Annotated in this window: 18 protein-coding genes and 2 pseudogenes; 7 read left to right on the top strand and 13 right to left on the bottom strand. The window is 42.3% G+C overall.

Annotated elements, in window-relative coordinates; all coding sequences use genetic code 11:
- Nucleotides 1-143: 143 nt before the first annotated feature.
- Nucleotides 144-593, top strand: a complete 450-nt coding sequence (locus V7K49_RS30545; RefSeq protein WP_335208975.1) for an Hsp20/alpha crystallin family protein — start codon at nucleotides 144-146, stop codon at nucleotides 591-593.
- A 176-nt stretch (nucleotides 594-769) separates the two neighbouring features.
- On the opposite strand, the gene V7K49_RS30540 is transcribed toward V7K49_RS30545, so the two are convergent.
- Nucleotides 770-1759 (bottom strand): extracellular catalytic domain type 1 short-chain-length polyhydroxyalkanoate depolymerase, encoded by a 990-nt coding sequence (locus V7K49_RS30540; RefSeq protein WP_335208974.1) that lies wholly within the window; start codon nucleotides 1757-1759, stop codon nucleotides 770-772.
- A 516-nt stretch (nucleotides 1760-2275) separates the two neighbouring features.
- Between V7K49_RS30540 and V7K49_RS30535 the strand changes: the two genes are divergently transcribed.
- Nucleotides 2276-3253: a cyclase family protein gene (locus tag V7K49_RS30535; RefSeq protein WP_335208973.1), complete on the top strand. Its 978-nt coding sequence runs from the start codon at nucleotides 2276-2278 to the stop codon at nucleotides 3251-3253.
- A gap of 58 nt (nucleotides 3254-3311) precedes the next feature.
- Here the strand turns inward: V7K49_RS30535 and V7K49_RS30530 are convergent, their stop codons facing one another.
- Nucleotides 3312-3503 (bottom strand): hypothetical protein, encoded by a 192-nt coding sequence (locus V7K49_RS30530; protein ID WP_335208972.1) that lies wholly within the window; start codon nucleotides 3501-3503, stop codon nucleotides 3312-3314.
- The gene (locus tag V7K49_RS30525; protein ID WP_335208971.1) at nucleotides 3482-3715 is read right to left on the bottom strand and encodes a hypothetical protein; all 234 of its coding nucleotides are present in this window, start codon (nucleotides 3713-3715) and stop codon (nucleotides 3482-3484) included. The genes V7K49_RS30530 and V7K49_RS30525 overlap by 22 nt, the downstream gene beginning before the upstream one ends.
- On the opposite strand from V7K49_RS30525, the gene V7K49_RS30520 reads away from it, so the two are divergent.
- The 3 genes from V7K49_RS30520 (at nucleotide 3714) to V7K49_RS30510 (ending at nucleotide 4687) form a co-directional block, all read left to right on the top strand.
- A complete protein-coding gene (locus tag V7K49_RS30520; protein ID WP_335208970.1) occupies nucleotides 3714-3872 on the top strand; it encodes a hypothetical protein in 159 nt (52 codons plus the stop codon). The two genes, V7K49_RS30525 and V7K49_RS30520, sit on opposite strands and share 2 nt — an antisense overlap.
- 81 nt (nucleotides 3873-3953) lie before the next feature.
- Nucleotides 3954-4505 (top strand): hypothetical protein, encoded by a 552-nt coding sequence (locus tag V7K49_RS30515; RefSeq protein WP_335208969.1) that lies wholly within the window; start codon nucleotides 3954-3956, stop codon nucleotides 4503-4505.
- Nucleotides 4506-4558: 53 nt separating this feature from the next.
- A complete protein-coding gene (locus V7K49_RS30510; RefSeq protein ID WP_335208968.1) occupies nucleotides 4559-4687 on the top strand; it encodes a hypothetical protein in 129 nt (42 codons plus the stop codon).
- A 69-nt stretch (nucleotides 4688-4756) separates the two neighbouring features.
- On the opposite strand, the gene V7K49_RS30505 is transcribed toward V7K49_RS30510, so the two are convergent.
- The 3 genes and pseudogenes from V7K49_RS30505 to V7K49_RS30495 form a co-directional block, all read right to left on the bottom strand.
- Nucleotides 4757-5458 (bottom strand): hypothetical protein, encoded by a 702-nt coding sequence (locus V7K49_RS30505; protein ID WP_335208967.1) that lies wholly within the window; start codon nucleotides 5456-5458, stop codon nucleotides 4757-4759.
- Between the two features lie 142 nt (nucleotides 5459-5600).
- A complete protein-coding gene (locus V7K49_RS30500) occupies nucleotides 5601-6053 on the bottom strand; it encodes a hypothetical protein (RefSeq protein WP_335208965.1) in 453 nt (150 codons plus the stop codon).
- 147 nt (nucleotides 6054-6200) lie between these two features.
- Nucleotides 6201-6613, bottom strand: a pseudogene (locus V7K49_RS30495) (hypothetical protein); the annotation flags it as partial.
- Between the two features lie 146 nt (nucleotides 6614-6759).
- Here V7K49_RS30495 and V7K49_RS30490 point away from each other — a divergent pair.
- Nucleotides 6760-6909, top strand: coding sequence for a hypothetical protein (locus tag V7K49_RS30490; RefSeq protein WP_334866288.1), 150 nt, complete (start codon nucleotides 6760-6762; stop codon nucleotides 6907-6909).
- A gap of 42 nt (nucleotides 6910-6951) precedes the next feature.
- Here V7K49_RS30490 and V7K49_RS30485 read toward each other — a convergent pair whose 3' ends face one another.
- From V7K49_RS30485 to mfd, 6 genes and pseudogenes are all read right to left on the bottom strand, one after another.
- Nucleotides 6952-7095 (bottom strand): hypothetical protein, encoded by a 144-nt coding sequence (locus tag V7K49_RS30485; protein ID WP_335208964.1) that lies wholly within the window; start codon nucleotides 7093-7095, stop codon nucleotides 6952-6954.
- Nucleotides 7095-7676, bottom strand: coding sequence for a hypothetical protein (locus V7K49_RS30480; RefSeq protein WP_335208963.1), 582 nt, complete (start codon nucleotides 7674-7676; stop codon nucleotides 7095-7097). Before V7K49_RS30480 ends, V7K49_RS30485 begins: the two co-directional genes overlap by 1 nt.
- Entirely contained in the window at nucleotides 7676-9061 is a 1386-nt protein-coding gene (locus tag V7K49_RS30475) for an AAA family ATPase (RefSeq protein ID WP_335208962.1), read from the bottom strand. The genes V7K49_RS30480 and V7K49_RS30475 overlap by 1 nt, the downstream gene beginning before the upstream one ends.
- A gap of 190 nt (nucleotides 9062-9251) precedes the next feature.
- Nucleotides 9252-9559, bottom strand: a pseudogene (locus tag V7K49_RS30470) (TRCF domain-containing protein); the annotation flags it as partial.
- A gap of 132 nt (nucleotides 9560-9691) precedes the next feature.
- The gene (locus tag V7K49_RS30465) at nucleotides 9692-10606 is read right to left on the bottom strand and encodes a hypothetical protein (RefSeq protein WP_335208961.1); all 915 of its coding nucleotides are present in this window, start codon (nucleotides 10604-10606) and stop codon (nucleotides 9692-9694) included.
- Between the two features lie 165 nt (nucleotides 10607-10771).
- A complete protein-coding gene (gene mfd, locus V7K49_RS30460) occupies nucleotides 10772-14290 on the bottom strand; it encodes a transcription-repair coupling factor (RefSeq protein ID WP_335208959.1) in 3519 nt (1172 codons plus the stop codon).
- 240 nt (nucleotides 14291-14530) lie between these two features.
- Between mfd and V7K49_RS30455 the strand changes: the two genes are divergently transcribed.
- Nucleotides 14531-15859, top strand: coding sequence for a hemolysin family protein (locus V7K49_RS30455; RefSeq protein WP_335208957.1), 1329 nt, complete (start codon nucleotides 14531-14533; stop codon nucleotides 15857-15859).
- A gap of 168 nt (nucleotides 15860-16027) precedes the next feature.
- Here the strand turns inward: V7K49_RS30455 and V7K49_RS30450 are convergent, their stop codons facing one another.
- Nucleotides 16028-17209 carry an aldo/keto reductase gene (locus V7K49_RS30450; RefSeq protein ID WP_335208956.1) on the bottom strand — a complete coding sequence of 394 codons (1182 nt, stop codon included), beginning with the start codon at nucleotides 17207-17209 and terminating at the stop codon, nucleotides 16028-16030.
- Between the last annotated feature and the right edge of the window lie 272 nt (nucleotides 17210-17481).

The raw sequence follows: 17481 nt of genomic DNA, 5'->3' as shown, positions 1-17481 counted from the left end.
TTTGTGCGGTAATCATTATTTATTAGGTGAAAGAACCGAATTCATCAGCTTGTTATTTTTGAATACTATGGGAATCAAAGCAAGGAATTAAATCCTCAGTTAATTGAGCCAAAAACTATTACTGTTACAAGGGAGAAATTAATATGCTAGTTCGTTACAACCCCTGGCAAGAATTGAACACTTTAGAACGTCACATCAACGGCTTATTTGGAGATACCAGAATCCCCTCTGCACGGGTTGAAAAAGGCTTTATCAGAGTTCCGGCTGCTGAGTTGCACGAAACTGATGATGCGATTCATCTCAAGTTAGAACTGCCAGGACTAGAAGCTAAAGACCTAGATATTCAAGTCACCGAAGATGCTGTTCACATTAGCGGTGAGCGCAAGTCTGAAACTAAAACCGAAAACAATGGCACTACCAAGAGCGAATTCTACTATGGTAAATTCCAACGTGTAATTCCTCTATCTGCTCGGATTCAAAATACCAATGTCACCGCAGATTATAAAGACGGGATCTTGAATTTGACACTGCCCAAGTCCGAGCAAGAAAAGAACAAAGTTGTCAAGGTTAATCTAGAGCAACCTGCTGCCTAATAGCTTCTGATGAGACGATTCTACCGACAATAATTGATTGAGATAGCTAAGAGCTTGGTTATGAGATGACCAAGCTCTTTATTTTGTAGTAATTGTCTGTGAGGGAGCGATGGCGTATCTGCCCGCCAACTCTTAGAGACGCTCAACGCGAAAGCATCGCTCTTGGGTTTTCCTCTCTACGAGATGCTTTTGCTTGGAACTGGAGGTAGAGTATGACGCTCAAAGAAATTCCAAATCACTTGAGTTGAGTCCAAACCCAGGTTTTTATTGAACTTGTTAATATCTTTATCATTAGAAGTACCACCGTACCAAAGATGTCCCCCATTAACTACAGCCAATTCTAAAACCTCGGAACCAGCACTACAACCGGAGTAGGAATAGCTTTTAACTCTATCGCTACTGCCAGAATTGTCAAGGGCAAATGCTACATCGTTTGCAGCATACGTGGGACATTGGTTATGATCGCGCCAAAAATTTACTACTTCCGGAATCGAAACGAGCGCTCCTTTTTGAGTTTTTTCATCACCCTGATAATGTACAGATTGGTCGTTTGTGCCGTTAATCATCAACATTGATACAGGAAGAAGCGGTTGGCATGTTTGTTCAACTCGCATTGGCAAAGAACCAGCAACAGAAGCAAAAGCTGCTATTTTATCAGATAGTTGACAAGTCAAAGCCTGAGTTAATATTCCACCCCTAGAAAAGCCAGTAGCGTAGATTCTACGGGTATCAATATTTCTAACTTGCTGTAAATGATTAAGTAAATTCTTGACAAAAGAGATATCATCAATATTCCTTTTGCCATTCTTTCTCAAGCTCCATTTATGGTCAATGCCATCAGGATAAACTACAATAAACCCTTTTTGTTCTGCTAATTCATTAAATCGAGAGACATTACTAATTGAGCGCCCGCTACCATCGTCCCCATGAAATACTAAAACTAATGGCATAGGACGACTATAAGAATAAGACTTGGGTGTATAAATATAGTAAGTACGTACAGAACCTTGCTCGGTTATTTCGCCATTACTAGCACCAAAAATAACTTTGGATTGCTGGTCAGTTATTTGCTGTGCTTGAATTGATTCGCAAGCTGTTATTAAACTAATTAGGGTAAAACAAGTAAATACTCGCTTCAAGAGCCGAAAACTTAGATTAACATTCACGGTAAATAAAATTTGGTAAAAGTATAAGTATTTTGTTTTTCATGCTGTTATGAATAACAAAGTACATCTATTCACTTACTGTTTACCTCATACAAATGGTTGAATAATTGCTCAATTATAACTAGTAAAACTCTAACTACAGATATAATCTAGAGATATAGTCTAGTACTCATGGGGGGTTGGGGTGGGTGCGACGCTCTCCCATTTTCCTTTCTACGAGACGCTCAACGCGAAAGTTTGAATGAAGGGCGGTATTCCGGTGGTTTGTCTTTAATCTATCATCTGGGGTGTCGAGGGGAATGGGGGCGATCAAGTCGGTGGTTTTCATCCTCCCGAATATACGTATTTGGGTACATCTAAGGGTTAAGGGAATCAATACAACAGGAATGACTATTAGAACATTAGTCTTATGAGATAGCAGCCTTGCAAATACGACAAAATACCCTGAAATATCTCCAGCATAAACAATGTAGCAATTTGTGGTAAAACAATTAGAGCCTTCAAAAGTAATAAAAAATGACAAACCATTCATATTTGAAGCAGAAACTAGATAGATTTTGGCGTCAAATATTTCAAAAAACTTTTTGGGGAATTGTTTGTTTAATAGTTCTGTTTAGTGCTGGTTTTATGTCTGCAAACGCTGTACAGCCATTACGTAAGCCTTCTCTGTGGCAAGTTTATCAGCACTCACTCAAATCAGCAAAATATGTTGACTTGACTCATGCAATCGCTCCTTTAATTCCTGTATGGTCAGGTTTTGGTTCATCCAAGTTTGCGCCTGCCATCAACCCAAAAACAGGTGAGTCATACACCTATCAAAAAGATGGGTTTGAAGCAACTGATTACGATTTATCCACCGATCAGCTAGGAACCCAACTAGATCCCCCTGCTCACTGGAACCCTGACTATCCAGCTATTGATGAATTGCCAGCTACTTTTGCCGTTCGCCCTCTAGTAGTAATTCCGATTCAAGATCAAGTTGCTCTAGACCCCAATTATTACCTGAGTATCAAAGATATTCAGGATTGGGAACGCAAACATGGCAGGATTCCAAAAGGCTCAGTTGTGTTTGTTCGCTCTGATTGGTCTTCATCATGGCCAAACCCCGAATTAGCTACAAGAACTAAGTTTCCTGGGGTGAAGCTAGAAGCTTTGCAGTTTCTCCACCTTCAGCGTCAAATTCTTTTCCACGGACACGAACCCCTTGATACAGACAGCACCCCAACGTATGAAGGAGAAGCTTGGCTGTTGAAAAATGGATATACCCAAGCAGAGGGTATTGCAAATCTAGATCAGGTGCCAGAAACAGGCGCTTTGATCTCTATTGGATATCCTAAATTCAAAGGTGGTTTAGGAGGTTATGCACGTTACATTGCCATCTGTCCGCCAAACTGGAAATACGGCGTTTCTATAGGTAAAATACCGGAATCTCCCCTGCAAAAAGCAGATAAACCCCTCCACTGGGATACAAAACTGGGTGTACGGGTACGGTGAGATAAAGCAATTCAGTTATTGCTTCCTGACTTGAATGATCAGCGATCGCTCATAGCTTTTATCGCTGTTCAAAGGTTCTGGCAATTTGGCATAACAAATTTCTGTTTTGCAGCTTAAATGAGATATCAACAGAACGCAACAGCCACAAATCGCCAGTTGTTGACCCAACGCTATAGAATAACTTCTCAGGCAACAAAAAGCGCTCGGTCATCGCTTCGTCACAACTGGCTAATAATCTACTAGAAAACATATAGTAAATCTGCGATCGTGTACCCGCCCACCTTCGGCAGGCATCGCTTGGGGTTTCCTCTTTGAATCGGATCGGGCGATGCCTATGGCAGGCGGGTACGCGATCGCACTGATATATTTTCTCTCTACGATCCGCTCAACGCGAAAGCTTTGATGATCAGCGTAGCTTGCCGCACTTCGGCCCAACTCTTGGAGAGGCTGCGCCAACGGCATGGTTCGACTGCGCTCACCAGCCGCTCAGGGCAACACAGGCTACTTCGACTCCTTTCGGCAACTCTTAGAGACGCTACGCGTAGCTTGCTTCCCCGTAGGGGTACGCTCAAGGCAAGCCGCTCAGTACAAGTCAGTGACCACCGTAGGCATCGCTTAACAGTCAGTGACCACCGTAGGCATCGCTTAACATCTAAAATACTGCTGTGGTCAATACCTTAGAGAAAAGATTAGATTTAACATGAATGAAAGTTTAGCAGCCACATTAGGGGAATTACAAGCACAAATATATTGGTTACATGATGCCCAAAAGTTTACCCAATTGGCATCAGCGGCAGCTACCATATATATGAAACTTGGTTATACTCAACAGCAGGCAGAAACGGCAGGGAAATTAATTAGTGAAGCTTATCAATTATCTGATGATGCTATTTTAGCCCAAGAAGCAGGTAATTTTGATAAAGAAATACAGTTTTATCATCAGGTTAAAGATAAATTAACCCAAGTAGAAACCATATTAGGTTATCAAACCAGCATCGCCATACATCAAATGAAATGGTGGATATATTTTCGTCACAGACAGAAACTACAAGTTTTGCTACATTTATTTTTACAAAATGTTAAAGCAGTGGGATTGATTAACTTACTTACTGCTATTAAACTTACATCTTTTCTAATCGAGATAGGTAGAGTTCACAAATCGCGTGACAGAGAAACCGCCAAACATAACGCTATAAAATACTGGGCTGAATTATTGAAAATTAAACCACCACAATATCCTTATCTTGGTTAAATTGCTTATTTTTAGGCTTGCACATGATTGGTAAACTTTGATAAGCGATGCCTATGGTGGTAAACTACGCATCCTTAATTTTTCCTCTCTTGATTGAGGGGCGATCGCTTGGTTTCCTCTCTACTAGACGCTCAATGCGTTCGCTTGAATGGGTGGGGCGATCGCGTCTATTTCACGAATAAATGCTTATACCAATTCACTAAAATTATGAAGCAGATGTAAACCCTAAAAGGCAAGTATCTCTAAGTTTTTTAATTGCGAATTACGAATTGCGAATTGTGAATTGGTATTATACTTTGTCTCGTTCTTTGGGAAAACTCCTCAGTTAAGAGCAAACTTACAGCCATGACAAATTCAGATGCACTACCAGCAAGTGTACCTACTGCTAAGGAGGGCAAAGCATTACCAACAAGGGAAACCAATGTTCCCAAAAATAACCACGGCCATTTCAGTCGGAACCAAATACCAATGCCAATTAGTAGAACAAATAGATTAACTACAATCGTGATAATTGGCGGGCCGCTCAAGTTGGCAACATGATAGCGCAGGATTCCCGCAAACTCTATTGAAACTAGTTCCAACCCTAAATAGTGGGTGGCAACATCTATCGCTGTAAGTCCCAATGCAATTAGCCAAGATAAAACCCGTACTACTCTATTAGCCCAACTAGCTCCGGCGCGGTGAGCGAGTTCAACACCAATCACAATGAATAGCGGTACAACCAAATAATGTAATAGAAAGCGCAGCATACTGAAAGTTTTCAAAAGCTCTCCTTCACCAATCAGACTTCCTATTGAAAGAATGAGATTGTCATAGCTAATGCTCACTAGCACTATAGGCAACACAATCATTGCGAGGCTGGTTGATTGCTGCCACAAACGAATTGCCCAGCTTATTAACACCCATTCGAGCAAGGCAAGACTGAAATGTATTACTGGATAGATTATTGACATAAGTAATGTATTCACATAGCAGAATGTATTCCAAGCACAAATACTGACTGCATAAGCCGACAAGGCTAATTTGTGCTTGGAATAAAAGTTAGAGCGACTTATTCACTAAACTTGTGGTTGTAATTCCAGTTAAAAGTAGTGTCTAAAAATCATCTGATAAAACCACTTTTATTTTGGTGTTAAGTCTTGGTGCAAAACCACTTCCTTCAGCTACATAAGTAATCGCTCCTCCAGCTTCTAAAACAGCAGGCCCACCACAGGCTTTAATTAAATCAACACCGTTCTTCACTTTAATATCTTGACAACCAAATTCAAGTCCATTTGGGCCAGTAATTTTAATCTTATTAATTGTTCCAGTTTCACCAGGCTCTAAAAAAAGTTTAGCAGAGCGAATGACTGTTTTATCTGGCAAAGGAGTTGGTGTTTTTGTGTCGATACTGAACTTTCCTTCAGTAATTGGCGCTGTTTCCATGATCATTAAGGTAGGAAGGGTGCTTGGCGCTGCGATCGCCTCTGTAGAGAAACAGAAAACCAGAAATGATAGAGCAAATGCTAAAATCTTGGTCAAGCGCATGGACTTTTTGAGTGAATTCATAATCATTTTTTGTTGAACCTGTAATTTTTAATGCCAGCTAGAGGAAAGATTGCCTCCATCGCTGTACTTAAAAGCTACGATATCAACTAAAAAATGTATCTAATAGTACCCTTGAGGGTACTATTATAGAAACTTGAGCAAAACTGATCAAACAATAGCTGCCTCTGGAATCGCACCCTGCATTCTCCCGAAAGCATCAATCAAATTCTGCAATTGTTGATCTGCTTTAAAAACTCCTAACCCACGCACCGTCACTTTACCGGGAGAATACACAAAGCGCGTCTTGAAATTCTCTGGTAAATTAGCCGCCAATAAATTCCAAGCGGGTTTTTGTTTCGGCGTTTCTAAAACGACGTGCTGCTTGTTTTCTGGTTGAATGCGCGAAATCCAAGTTTTTTCACTAGTACGCCACGGCGTAAATAGAGCAACCATTTAAAATCCCTAAAAAGCCCATTCCATAATACTTTTGACTTTTGACTTCCGCCTTGCGGTACTAGCTGTTTGAGTTCGATGACTCGCAAAAGTTGATTCGCCGACACTGGTAAAGTACCATAGCGCTCACCTATAGATAATACTCACATAATCGCGATCGCTCCAACTGAAATCTTAGATCCCGCTTGTGCAAACACCTTTGTCGTCTTATTGATCACCTCGATTTGAGACAGTTTTACAATAAAAGCAAAGACGTTGAGGTTGAACTAACCTAATGCCTGTAACTGAAACAAACCCAAAGATACCAATGCCTTCACCAAGCCTCTACGAAACTGATTTTTACGCTTGGACAAAGGAACTAGCCCGATGCATCTTGTTCATTGGCAGGCAAATTTTTCAGTTTGGCGATCGCTTGTTCAAGTAGCTCAGTCATAGCTGTTAATCGTTACGAAAGTCATACTATAAATTATCCCTGCTTGTACTCTGTTGGGGTTGTTAGGGTGCGATCGCTTGGGATGAGAGCAAAGTGCGATCGCACTGCCGAAAACCAGCGATTTGTTGGATCGAGGATAGCGTGGGGCAAGTTGGGGAAGTTTTTATGCAGTGCCATTATTTTTTCCCTCCGATCAAACGATTGAATTGAAGATAATGTGGAGAACTGATTTTTAGCATCCGCTCTGGACTGTCATGATCATCAGTTATTTTCTCCCGTGTTGGTTTCTTATGAATGTTGATATTTCTGATGGTGACAAAGCGATAGACACAAGTATCAAGGAAATTCTTTTGTCCCCAATACTTTTTACCAATTTGTTGGCAATAGGCGATAAAACACTGTGCGCCCTTAAGTTGCTGAATGATTTCCCATTCTGTGCTTGTGCTAGCCTTTGCTTTCATCTCAATGCAGAGGATGACCTTTTTCTTGCCAGTATCAGCAACGATGACAAAATCCGCACGTTTGCATTCACCACGGTTTCCTTTAAAAACTGTATCCGGTGACTTAAATTTATCTGCATTGATGATGATGACCTCATCATCATCGGGCATCCCATAAATAGTTACATCGTAGTTGGCGGGTGGCGGCTCTCTGAGTATGACCTTATTTTTGCCGTAGCCATCATCTTCCAATAAAACTGTAGCGGTTTTATTGATCATCTCTTTGAGAATAGTAATATCAATTAATCCATCAGACATTACTCCTCACTCCAGACGATCGCTTCCTGAATCCGGTTCATCGTTTCGATGGTTGTATCAAAGCTGCGGGCTTCAATACCCAGTTCTGGGCTGATGTTGGCTGGTGTCAGGGTCTGGCATTTAGTTTTTTTTGTTTTGCCGTCTAGTATTATAGATGCTTTTTCTGCGATATAGACTTTGATTTTTTCAGAAGAGATCAGTTCCTCTTGTCGATAACCTTCAACTTGGGCAATTCGCTTCAGATGGGGTTTATCGTGGTTGAGCATGATCAGCGTATTCAGTTCTTTGATAATGTAATCACTTTCGGTGGTGATGAAAACCTTAATACCAAGGTTCACTAGTTGGGCAAAAAGCCGTGCGATGCGGCGCTGGTTTTCAGGGTGTAGGTTCATCTCAGGTTCATCCACCATCAGTAAATCACCAACCTGGGCTTTGTGTCTCAGGTAAAAGCCTATATTTAGTAGAGAACGCACGGCGCTAGAACTTTCATCCATAGAAAGCTTGATCCGTTTACTATGCGGCTCATAATAAAGTTGATCATTACGGGTGACTGTGTATTTACCACCAATGATGTCGGCGAAATCAGTCAACACATCGGAATGGTTCTCAGCAATGAAACTGCTTTCTAGGAAAATTGTCTCCAGTTCCCCCATAAAATCTACATTTTTTTCTACTGGGAGCGCATAAGCCTGGTATACGTTAGATAGAAGCTCTCTTGGATTGATGTTTTTATCAGCCTGAGCCATTTGTTTGAGCAAGCGATTGCGGGCAAAATTCAACTCTTTGCGAAAAATGGCAGCACCGGTTCGTTCTGCACTAGCGATGAAAGGGTTAGGAAGAAACTGCTCAAAAATGATATCTTTTAGTGCGTCCGCAATTGTGCGTTTAAGGATGTCGTTAGAGATTTTTACCTTCTTTTTCTCAACAAGCAAAGTTACAACTAATTCTGTGCTTTTTTCAGTTTTGCTAATAGAGAAAAGTGATGCCTCGCCGGAGGTAATTTCCTGACTAAAACCAAAAGCTAAACTAATATTTTCGATGTCCAGGCTTACCTGAAAGTCTGTTGTTTTAAATCGTTCTGCACGGGAAGCAAAAATCTTTGGTAATTCCTGGATATATGCCTGACAACCTGTCTTCACAATCTGCTCAAACTGTTGAATATATTCTTCTATATCAAGACGAATTACGCCGTCTGCAAGGAGCTGCCTGATCTTATCGGTCTTGATTTGGATCGTAAACATTTGTCGCCAATGATATAAAAAGCCAAACAACGCATAAGTCGCGTAAGTCTTGCCCGTATTATTGCAGCCACAAATGATCGTCAGGTCGCCAAGTGTGAATTCGGCTTGCTTTAAAGCACCAAGATTTTTGACTTTAATTTTCATTGCCGTATTCCTTTAGCGATCATGCCTTAGCCTAAAACTTGCAGTGACTTGGGCAATCACACTTATAAAACACTTTTCCAACTACAGAATAGTCAATAAGTGTCAGCTACTTGAGTGATCACACCTTAGCATTAACCTTTCAATAATATCCCCACTGGGATTTAGAGGTCTAATTATTGCTCATCACCGATTAAACAATACCTGCCTCTGGAATCGCACCCTGCATTCTCCCAAAAGTATCAATCAAATTCTGCAATTGTTGCCTAAACCGCGCACCATAACTTTACCAGGATAATAGACAAAGCGCGTCTTGAGATTTTCTAGTAAATTCGCCGCTAACAAATTCTAAGCTGGTTTCTGCATCGATGTCTCTAAAATAACGTGCTGCTTGTTTTCTGGTTTAATCCGGCTAAATCTGAGTTTTTTCGCTAGCTGTTTGAGTTCCATGACTCGCAAAAGTTGATTTGCAGGCACTGGTAAAGTACCATAGCGATCGCTCTCAATAGCAGAAGTAGTAGGGTGTGAATAGAAGTGTTGGGTTTGCTGGTGTCAATCCAACCTATAACTGTCAGAATCAATGCATTCTTGTGCCGCAGTTTACTTAGTTTGAGCTTGCTACTGAAGCATACTTTACTCTGATAGCAGCGATGTATATGCGTCAGTGCCAAATTGCTCATCACGCCATGCAATAACAACTGCTTGCAGCATATCTATTACAATCCTCTCCATGTTTGGTATGTCTTGCTTTGGATCACGAGCAATCGAAGTGAATGTCTCAACTGAATGAGTAAGTGGATTTCTGACGTGCTTCCACAAATCCTTCACTACATTAAATACATCACTTTTCTCGTCCCAACCTGATTGTGCTATCTGAGCAATACGATTTCGTAATTCGAGTCCCTGGAGACGCTCAGTTACATCTTTTTTTGCTAGATGTTCTGCCAGAGAAGCCAACCTCAAAAATCTTGCCTCTTGATTTTGAATTTCTCGACTTTCTCGAAATGCAAATAATCCCTGAAAAATTCGTTTAAGCAAAGGATCAAAGTTATCAAGAGTATTGCAGGCAGCAGAACAAAGCTCTTTGAATACAGGGTCGTTATATATTTTTCGCACATCTGTAAGTGTTACCCGCATTGGTTTTTGAACAAATTGATAAGGGGAAACTTGTCTAGCAATAAATTTTGCGTGTTGACCATCATCACCAATCCACATGCCAGAAATCCCATTTCCAACAGCCCCGACACGCCCGATACTTGTGTTATTTCCAGGTTTAAAGAGGAATAATCTAATTACATCGATAATTCTTTCCCCCTGTTCCAGTAATTGCTGTAAAATTTTTTCGTTATTCTTTATACTTCCGATTGAAGCTAAATCTTGATCATTAAAATTTGCTTCAAAAGCAATGCAAGTGAAATCCTTAAGTCTCTTAGTTTTCAGACTGTCCATAGCCTCTAGAGTCAAATTATCCATTGCTGAAATAGGGCTAAATAAAGCGTAATCTTTGAATGGAATCATGCCAAGATATTCATATGGCTGACGATACACTTCATGCAGTCCTGTGGGACTAGGTGTGTAATCTGGCTGACAGGCATACAAAGCAGCCGAGTAAACAACAAAATCGCACGTTAGGTGTAAACCTTCGACTGTAGTAACAACGTAATACATACTGTACTAAATAATGTCACAAGAGGTATAAGGTGAAACTAGCAATCAAACAACGGCCGCCTCTGGAATCGCACCCTGCATTCTCCCGAAAGCATCAATCAAATTCTGCAATTGTTGATCTGCTTTAAAAACTCCTAAACCGCGCACCGTCACTTTACCAGGAGAATACACAAAGCGCGTTTTGAGATTTTCTGGTAAATTCGCCGCCAATAAATTCCAAGCTGGTTCCTCCATCGGCGTTTCTAAAACGACGTGCTGCTTGTTTTCTGGTTTAATCCGGCTAAATCCAAGTTTTTTCGCTAGCTGTTTGAGTTCCATGACTCGCAAAAGTTGATTCGCCGATACTGGTAAATTACCATAGCGATCGCTCCACTCGGCAGCAATCTGCTTTAATTCTGATTTAGATTTTGCTGTCGCCACTGCGCGGTATGCACTCATCTTTTGATCCAAATCAGTAATGTAATCTGCTGGGATAAATGCTGTGAGGTTGAGATCAATCTGGGTATCCTCCACTTTCGGAATTTCTTGGCCTCGGATTTCCCGAATTGCTTCTTCCAGCATTTCCATATATAAATCAAAGCCGATGGCATCCATTTGACCGGATTGTTCTGCACCTAACAAATTACCTACACCTCTGATTTCCATATCGCGCATCGCCAGTTGATACCCAGAACCTAGCTGAGTAAATTCCTGAATTGCTCGTAAACGTTGCCGGGCTGCATCAGATAATGTCCGCTGCTTCGGATAAAATAACCAAGCATGAGCTTGGATACCTGCACGTCCCACACGACCGCGTAATTGATACAACTGTGCCAATCCAAAACGATGAGCATCTTCAATCAAAATGGTGTTTACTCGCGGAATATCTAATCCAGATTCAATAATTGTCGTACAAACGAGGATGTCTGCATCGCCATTACTAAAGGTGAGCATGGTTGATTCTAACTCGCTTTCATCCATTTGACCGTGAGCGATCGCAAACCTACCCCCCGGTATCACTTCTCGTAAATTGGCTGTTGTCTCTTCAATTCCGTCCACTCGTGGAACTACATAAAATACCTGTCCGCCTCTGTCTAATTCTTGACGAATTGCACTGCGGATACTTTCGGAATTAATCGGTGACAGATGGGTTTTAATCGGGCGTCTGGTTGGGGGTGGCGTGGTAATCAAACTCATTTCCCGAATTCCCGATAAGGACATATACAAAGTCCGGGGAATAGGAGTGGCTGAGAGGGTAAGTACGTCCACCTGAGTTTTCAAGCTTTTAATTTTCTCTTTCTGGTTTACCCCAAATCGCTGTTCTTCATCCACCACCAACAGTCCTAAATCCCGAAATATCACGCCTTTACCTAAAAGTTGGTGCGTACCAATTACTACATCTAATTCACCCGTTGCCAATCGCTTTTGAATATCGCGGCGTTCTTCAGCAGAACGAAAGCGGTTGAGTAAGCCGACATTTACCGGGTAGGGAGCAAAACGTTCTTTGAGTGTATGGTAATGCTGCTGTGTTAAAATAGTCGTTGGCGCAAGGAGTGCCACTTGTTTACCGGCGATGACTGCTTTGAAAATAGCACGAATCGCCACTTCCGTTTTCCCGAAACCGACATCGCCACAAACTAAGCGATCCATTGGGCGATCGCTTTCCATGTCTCGTTTCACATCTTGTACAGCTTTGAGCTGATCCGTTGTGGGTTGGTAGGGGAAGGAATCTTCTAATTCTTCCTGCCAAGGCATATCGCCTGGGAAGCTAAAACCTTGTTGTTGCGATCGCGCTGCATACAGTCTCAACAAGTCCACCGCCAATTTTCTGATCGCTTTGCGGACTTTATTCTTGGTATTTTCCCAAGCTTTACCGCTCATCCTATTCAGTTCCGGTGCTTTATCACCTGCGGCGCGAAACCGGGATAGAGCACCTACTTGATCGGCTGCGACTCTGAGTAACCCGTCAGCATATTGCACCACTAAATAATCACGGGTTTCGTTATTAATCGTCAAACTTTCCAGCTTGACAAATTTGCCAACACCATGATTTCTGTGAACCACATAATCGCCTGGACGCAGTTTATTGGGATCAACTTGTTTAGAAGTAGCTTTGTGGCGCTTGCGAATATAGCCGGGAGTTGCCAAGGAATGCTGCCCAAAAAATTCCCGATCTGTAACGATTACTAATCGGTATGTAGGCAGGATAAAACCTTCTAGTTCGGCAAGACCAGAATATTTTAGGGCTATGGGCGTATGGTTAATTTGCAGCTTATCTATCGCTTGGTAGTCGCGGGGATTCGGGATAAACTGAGCCGGACAGTCATGTTCTTGTAATAGCGAGACAGAACGCGAAGGTTGAGCAGAAAGCAGCCAGATAGAGAAATTGCGATCGCGTTCTTGACGGATTGTTTCAGCTAGTTTAGCAAACTGGTGCGGCGTAACTGGAACAGGTCGGCAGGCAAGATTAATTCCACTATTTTCCTCTGACAGTTCCGATAAATATAATGTTTTAAATTTGGCAACGTCAGCCAGACACTGATCAAAAGACCGATGAATTTTCGGCAATGTTAGGGGAGTAGATTCTTCCCCATGCGCCATTATCCACTGTTCCTCAGCATTTTCCACCCAGCGATCGCTATGAGCATGACACTGTTCTGGCTCATCAATGGCAATCAAGGTATTTTCTGCTAAGTAGTTTAGCAGAGACGCTGGTTGCTCGAAAGCTAACCCTAAAAAGCGACGACTACCCTCTAAGAGTGATGAATTATGAGTGCTAAGTTCTGAGTCAGAATTTAACTCATAACTCCTAACTCCTAACTCAGAACTATTCTTGAGTGCCGCCATCACCACGGGAGAAAAGCTAGTGGGGGTAAGAATTAACTGGCCAACTTTGTCAAGTGCTGAACGTTGAGTTGCTGGGTCAAATTCCCGCATTTGCTCGATTTCATCACCAAACCATTCCAGCCGGACTGGAAACTCAGATGAAACTGGGAACACGTCAACAATATCGCCCCGTCGGCTCCACTGTCCTTCCGTTTCCACCAAAGGGACTCGTTCGTACCCCAGAATCGTTATTTTCTCACTGAAGCTATTCAAGTCTAATTCCATCCCCCGCTTCAGGGTAAGACAGAATTGTTGAAAAACTGTTGGTGGTGGTAAGTGGGGTTGCAACGCTCCTTGGGTAGCCACAATCGCCATCTTGGGTAATTGTGAGGGATTAGGAATCTGGTTTTCTTCCCCATGCCCCATGCTCAAATCTGCCAGTACCTGCATTTGTCCCCAACTCATTTCAGTTTCCGGATCAAAAGGTTCGTAGGGAGAAGCCTCGGAGGTGGGGTAAAAATGTACTGTTTGCCATCCCATTGCCTCAAGTTGTGCGTAAACGCGTCCAGCTTCTTCCAGAGTGGCGCAAACTACAAACAAATCCTTGCCCGTAGCCCGCGCTAATGCCGAAGCCACCAGAGCCTTGGGCAGCCTGGGAATGCCATTTAACCGCAATTCTTGTTGTCGGTTTAGCTTAGAAATAAATTCCGTGGTGAGCGGCGATCGCGCTAAGGCACGCACAATAGAAGAAAATGACATAAGTACTACTTGCGGTGGGAGTCTTTGTGGGTCAGAAAATTTTGAAGCAGTTTATGTCAACTATTTTAAAAGTGTTAACAGTCTTCTTATTCCTTCGGTGGAAGAATAATCTACAGCGACTAATAGACTTAAGAACTATAACTACTACTTTGTGTACAGTCAAAGCATTTATAGATGCACCTTTAATACTAGATACTAAAAATTGAGCTACGTTCGCTCTGATAAGCAGCAATTTTAAACATGTCCTCCATCACTTTTGAAATTTTAATCATTTTGGTGCTAATTATTGCCAACGGTGTATTTTCTATGTCTGAGATGGCAATTGTCTCAGCCCGGAAAGTTAGGCTACAGCAGCTTGCCAATCAAGGAGATCCCAAGGCAAAGGCAGCATTGAAACTAGCTGAGTCTCCAAATCATTTCCTGTCAACTGTTCAAGTGGGTATTTCCTTAATCGGTATCCTGACTGGTGCTTTTGGAGGAGCGACAATTGCCACCCGAGTGGCAGTCAATGTAAAACATGTCCCCTTGTTAGCACCTTATAGTGACCCGCTCTCCTTCGGAATAGTGGTTTTGATCATTACCTATTTCTCACTGATTGTTGGCGAATTGGTACCGAAGCGTCTGGCATTAAATAACCCAGAAAGGATTGCATCGATTGTAGCTATTCCGATGCAAGCTTTGGCGGCGATCGCTTCTCCTGTAGTCTATCTTTTAAGCGCTTCTACAGATTTGATCCTGCGAGTAATGGGAATTACAGCTTCTACCGAGCCGCAAGTCACCGAAGAAGAAATTAAAATCTTAATTGAGCAAGGCACCGAGGCGGGAACCTTTGAGGAAGCCGAACAGGATATGGTGGAGCGAGTCTTTCGTCTAGGCGATCGCCCTGTCAGCTACTTAATGACACCCCGTCCCGATATTGTCTGGCTGGACTTAGAAGACTCTGCCGAAGAAAATCGCCAAAAAATGGTTGATAGTGCCTATTCTCGGTATCCAGTTTGTCAGGGGGGACTTGACAATGTGCTGGGTGTTATCCCAGTTACCGACTTATTAGCCAGGAGTTTCCGAGGAGAACCGCTAGACTTGACAGTGGGATTGCGACAGCCAGTATTCGTGCCAGAAAGCACCCGTGGTTTGAAAGTTTTGGAATTGTTCAAGCAAACTATCACTCATATGGCGCTAGTAGTCGATGAATACGGCGTGATTCAAGGATTAGTCACTCTCAACGACATCATGAGCGAAATCGTGGGTGATGTTCCTTCAACAGATGGACAGGATCAACCACAAGCTGTGCAACGCGAAGATGGTTCCTGGCTTTTGGATGGGATGTTGCCTGTAGAGGATTTTTTGGAACTTTTCGGTATGGAAGAGTGGCAATCTGAGGAACGCGGCAGTTATCAAACTTTGGGCGGTTTTGTGATCACCAATTTAGGTCGTATTCCTGCCGCAGCAGATTATTTTGAATGGCAAAGTATGCGAATTGAAGTGATGGATATGGATGGTAACCGCGTTGATAAGGTGCTAGTCGTACCGAAAGGAAATAAATCATTAGATACAACAAAATCTGATTAGTGTTGGGGATCGGGCATTGGGGATCGGGCATTAGGCACTTGTACTGAGCGTTGCCGTAAAGCCTGCGGCATAGCTACGCTTAGGGCGCAGCCTCTCCAAGAGTTGTATTGGGCATTGATAATTATTGTTTACTATTTCCCATGCCCAATGCCCTATTTATGCAATTTGTCAAGTCTTAGATAGACGTTTAACCGCTTCACCCGCTAACAACTGATGGGCTTGTTCCAAAACTTGGGGGATTTTATCGGCGTGGGGATTACGGGCGAGACATTGCCGCAAGTCTAATTCCTCTAACCGATCAGCTTTGTTACCAGGGAACCAGTGGCTGGCATTGCCAAGCAGGTTGTAACGCATCTTAGCGTAGTCTAACAGATCGTAGGCGATCGCTAGATTCCGCAGCCACAAAATCACCCGAATATTTACCTCACCAGGGGTTTGGTCAAAAGTTGGTAGATTTATCTGCCAGGATTTTACCCAATCTTCTCCCAAAGTAGCGATCGCTTCTGATTCCAACCTTGCTAAAATTGGTGGCAAAATTTCTGATGCCCGATTTACTAATTCTAAAGTCTTCAGGTGTTCATCAAAATCTTGTGGATTTGCTGCTCCCAAACTCAGGGTATGCACCTCTTGATGACTCAAACAAAACAAATCATTAAACACCATTGGACTCAAAGGGGCGCAAAGATTTACTAACTTTTCTGGAGGTTTATATAACAAACCTCCTTTATCAGATGGGCTAATAATAAACACCCCCATATCATGGCGTTTAGCTGCTTCAATTGCCTCCCAATTCCATTGATTAATGTAATACCAGTGCAGATTGACATAATCAAATTTATTGGTATTAATTGTCTGCACAATCATATCTGTTGATCCGTGTGTAGAAAAGCCAATAAATCTAACTTTTCCCTCAGCTTGCAACTGCTGCGCTACTTCCAAACAGCCACCAGGACGGATACTATAGTCGAATGACTCAGCATGATTGATGCCGTGCAACCCTAAAAGGTCAACATAATCTAGTTGGAGATTTTTCAATGATTGTTCAAATTTCTCACGGAATTCTTTCGCATCTGCTGTTGGGTTGACTTTGGTCTGAACAATCAACTTTTCGCGCGGAAATGTAGGCAATATTCTCCCCAATTGCAATTCGGAAGTGCCATAACCACGGGCAGTTTCAACATGATTAATCCCAACCTCAACTGCCTTTCTAATAGTCGCTTCTAGATTCGCCTGGTTATCAGCAGGAATTTCATTATTAGGAACATCCTCCCATTTAAACTGATATCTCATGCCACCGCAGGAAAACACTGGCATCTGTAATTCTGTGCGTCCAAATCGTCTATATAGCATCAGTGAATTGTGGATTGCCTATACCATTTTTTTGTGAGGCTGCGCCAAATTTTCTTGGCTTTTTATTTCTTTCTTTCTTTGTGTCCTACCCTACGGGAAGCCACTTCGTGTCTATGCGGTCTTTGCGGTTCGTTCCTCATGTAGTTTGGCGCATCTTCATACAGAATTGGTATTACCAACTTAAAATCTAAAAACGATAGTTATTCAAGCCGACTGTGCGACAATATTTACCTCTGTTCAATCTGTGATCCTAGCAAGATTTATCAGATTAT

The organism is Nostoc sp., assembly GCF_036919675.1.
GTDB lineage: Bacteria > Cyanobacteriota > Cyanobacteriia > Cyanobacteriales > Nostocaceae > Nostoc.
Note: the sequence above shows the minus strand (reverse complement) of the source record. Positions and strands in the feature narration are given on the sequence as shown.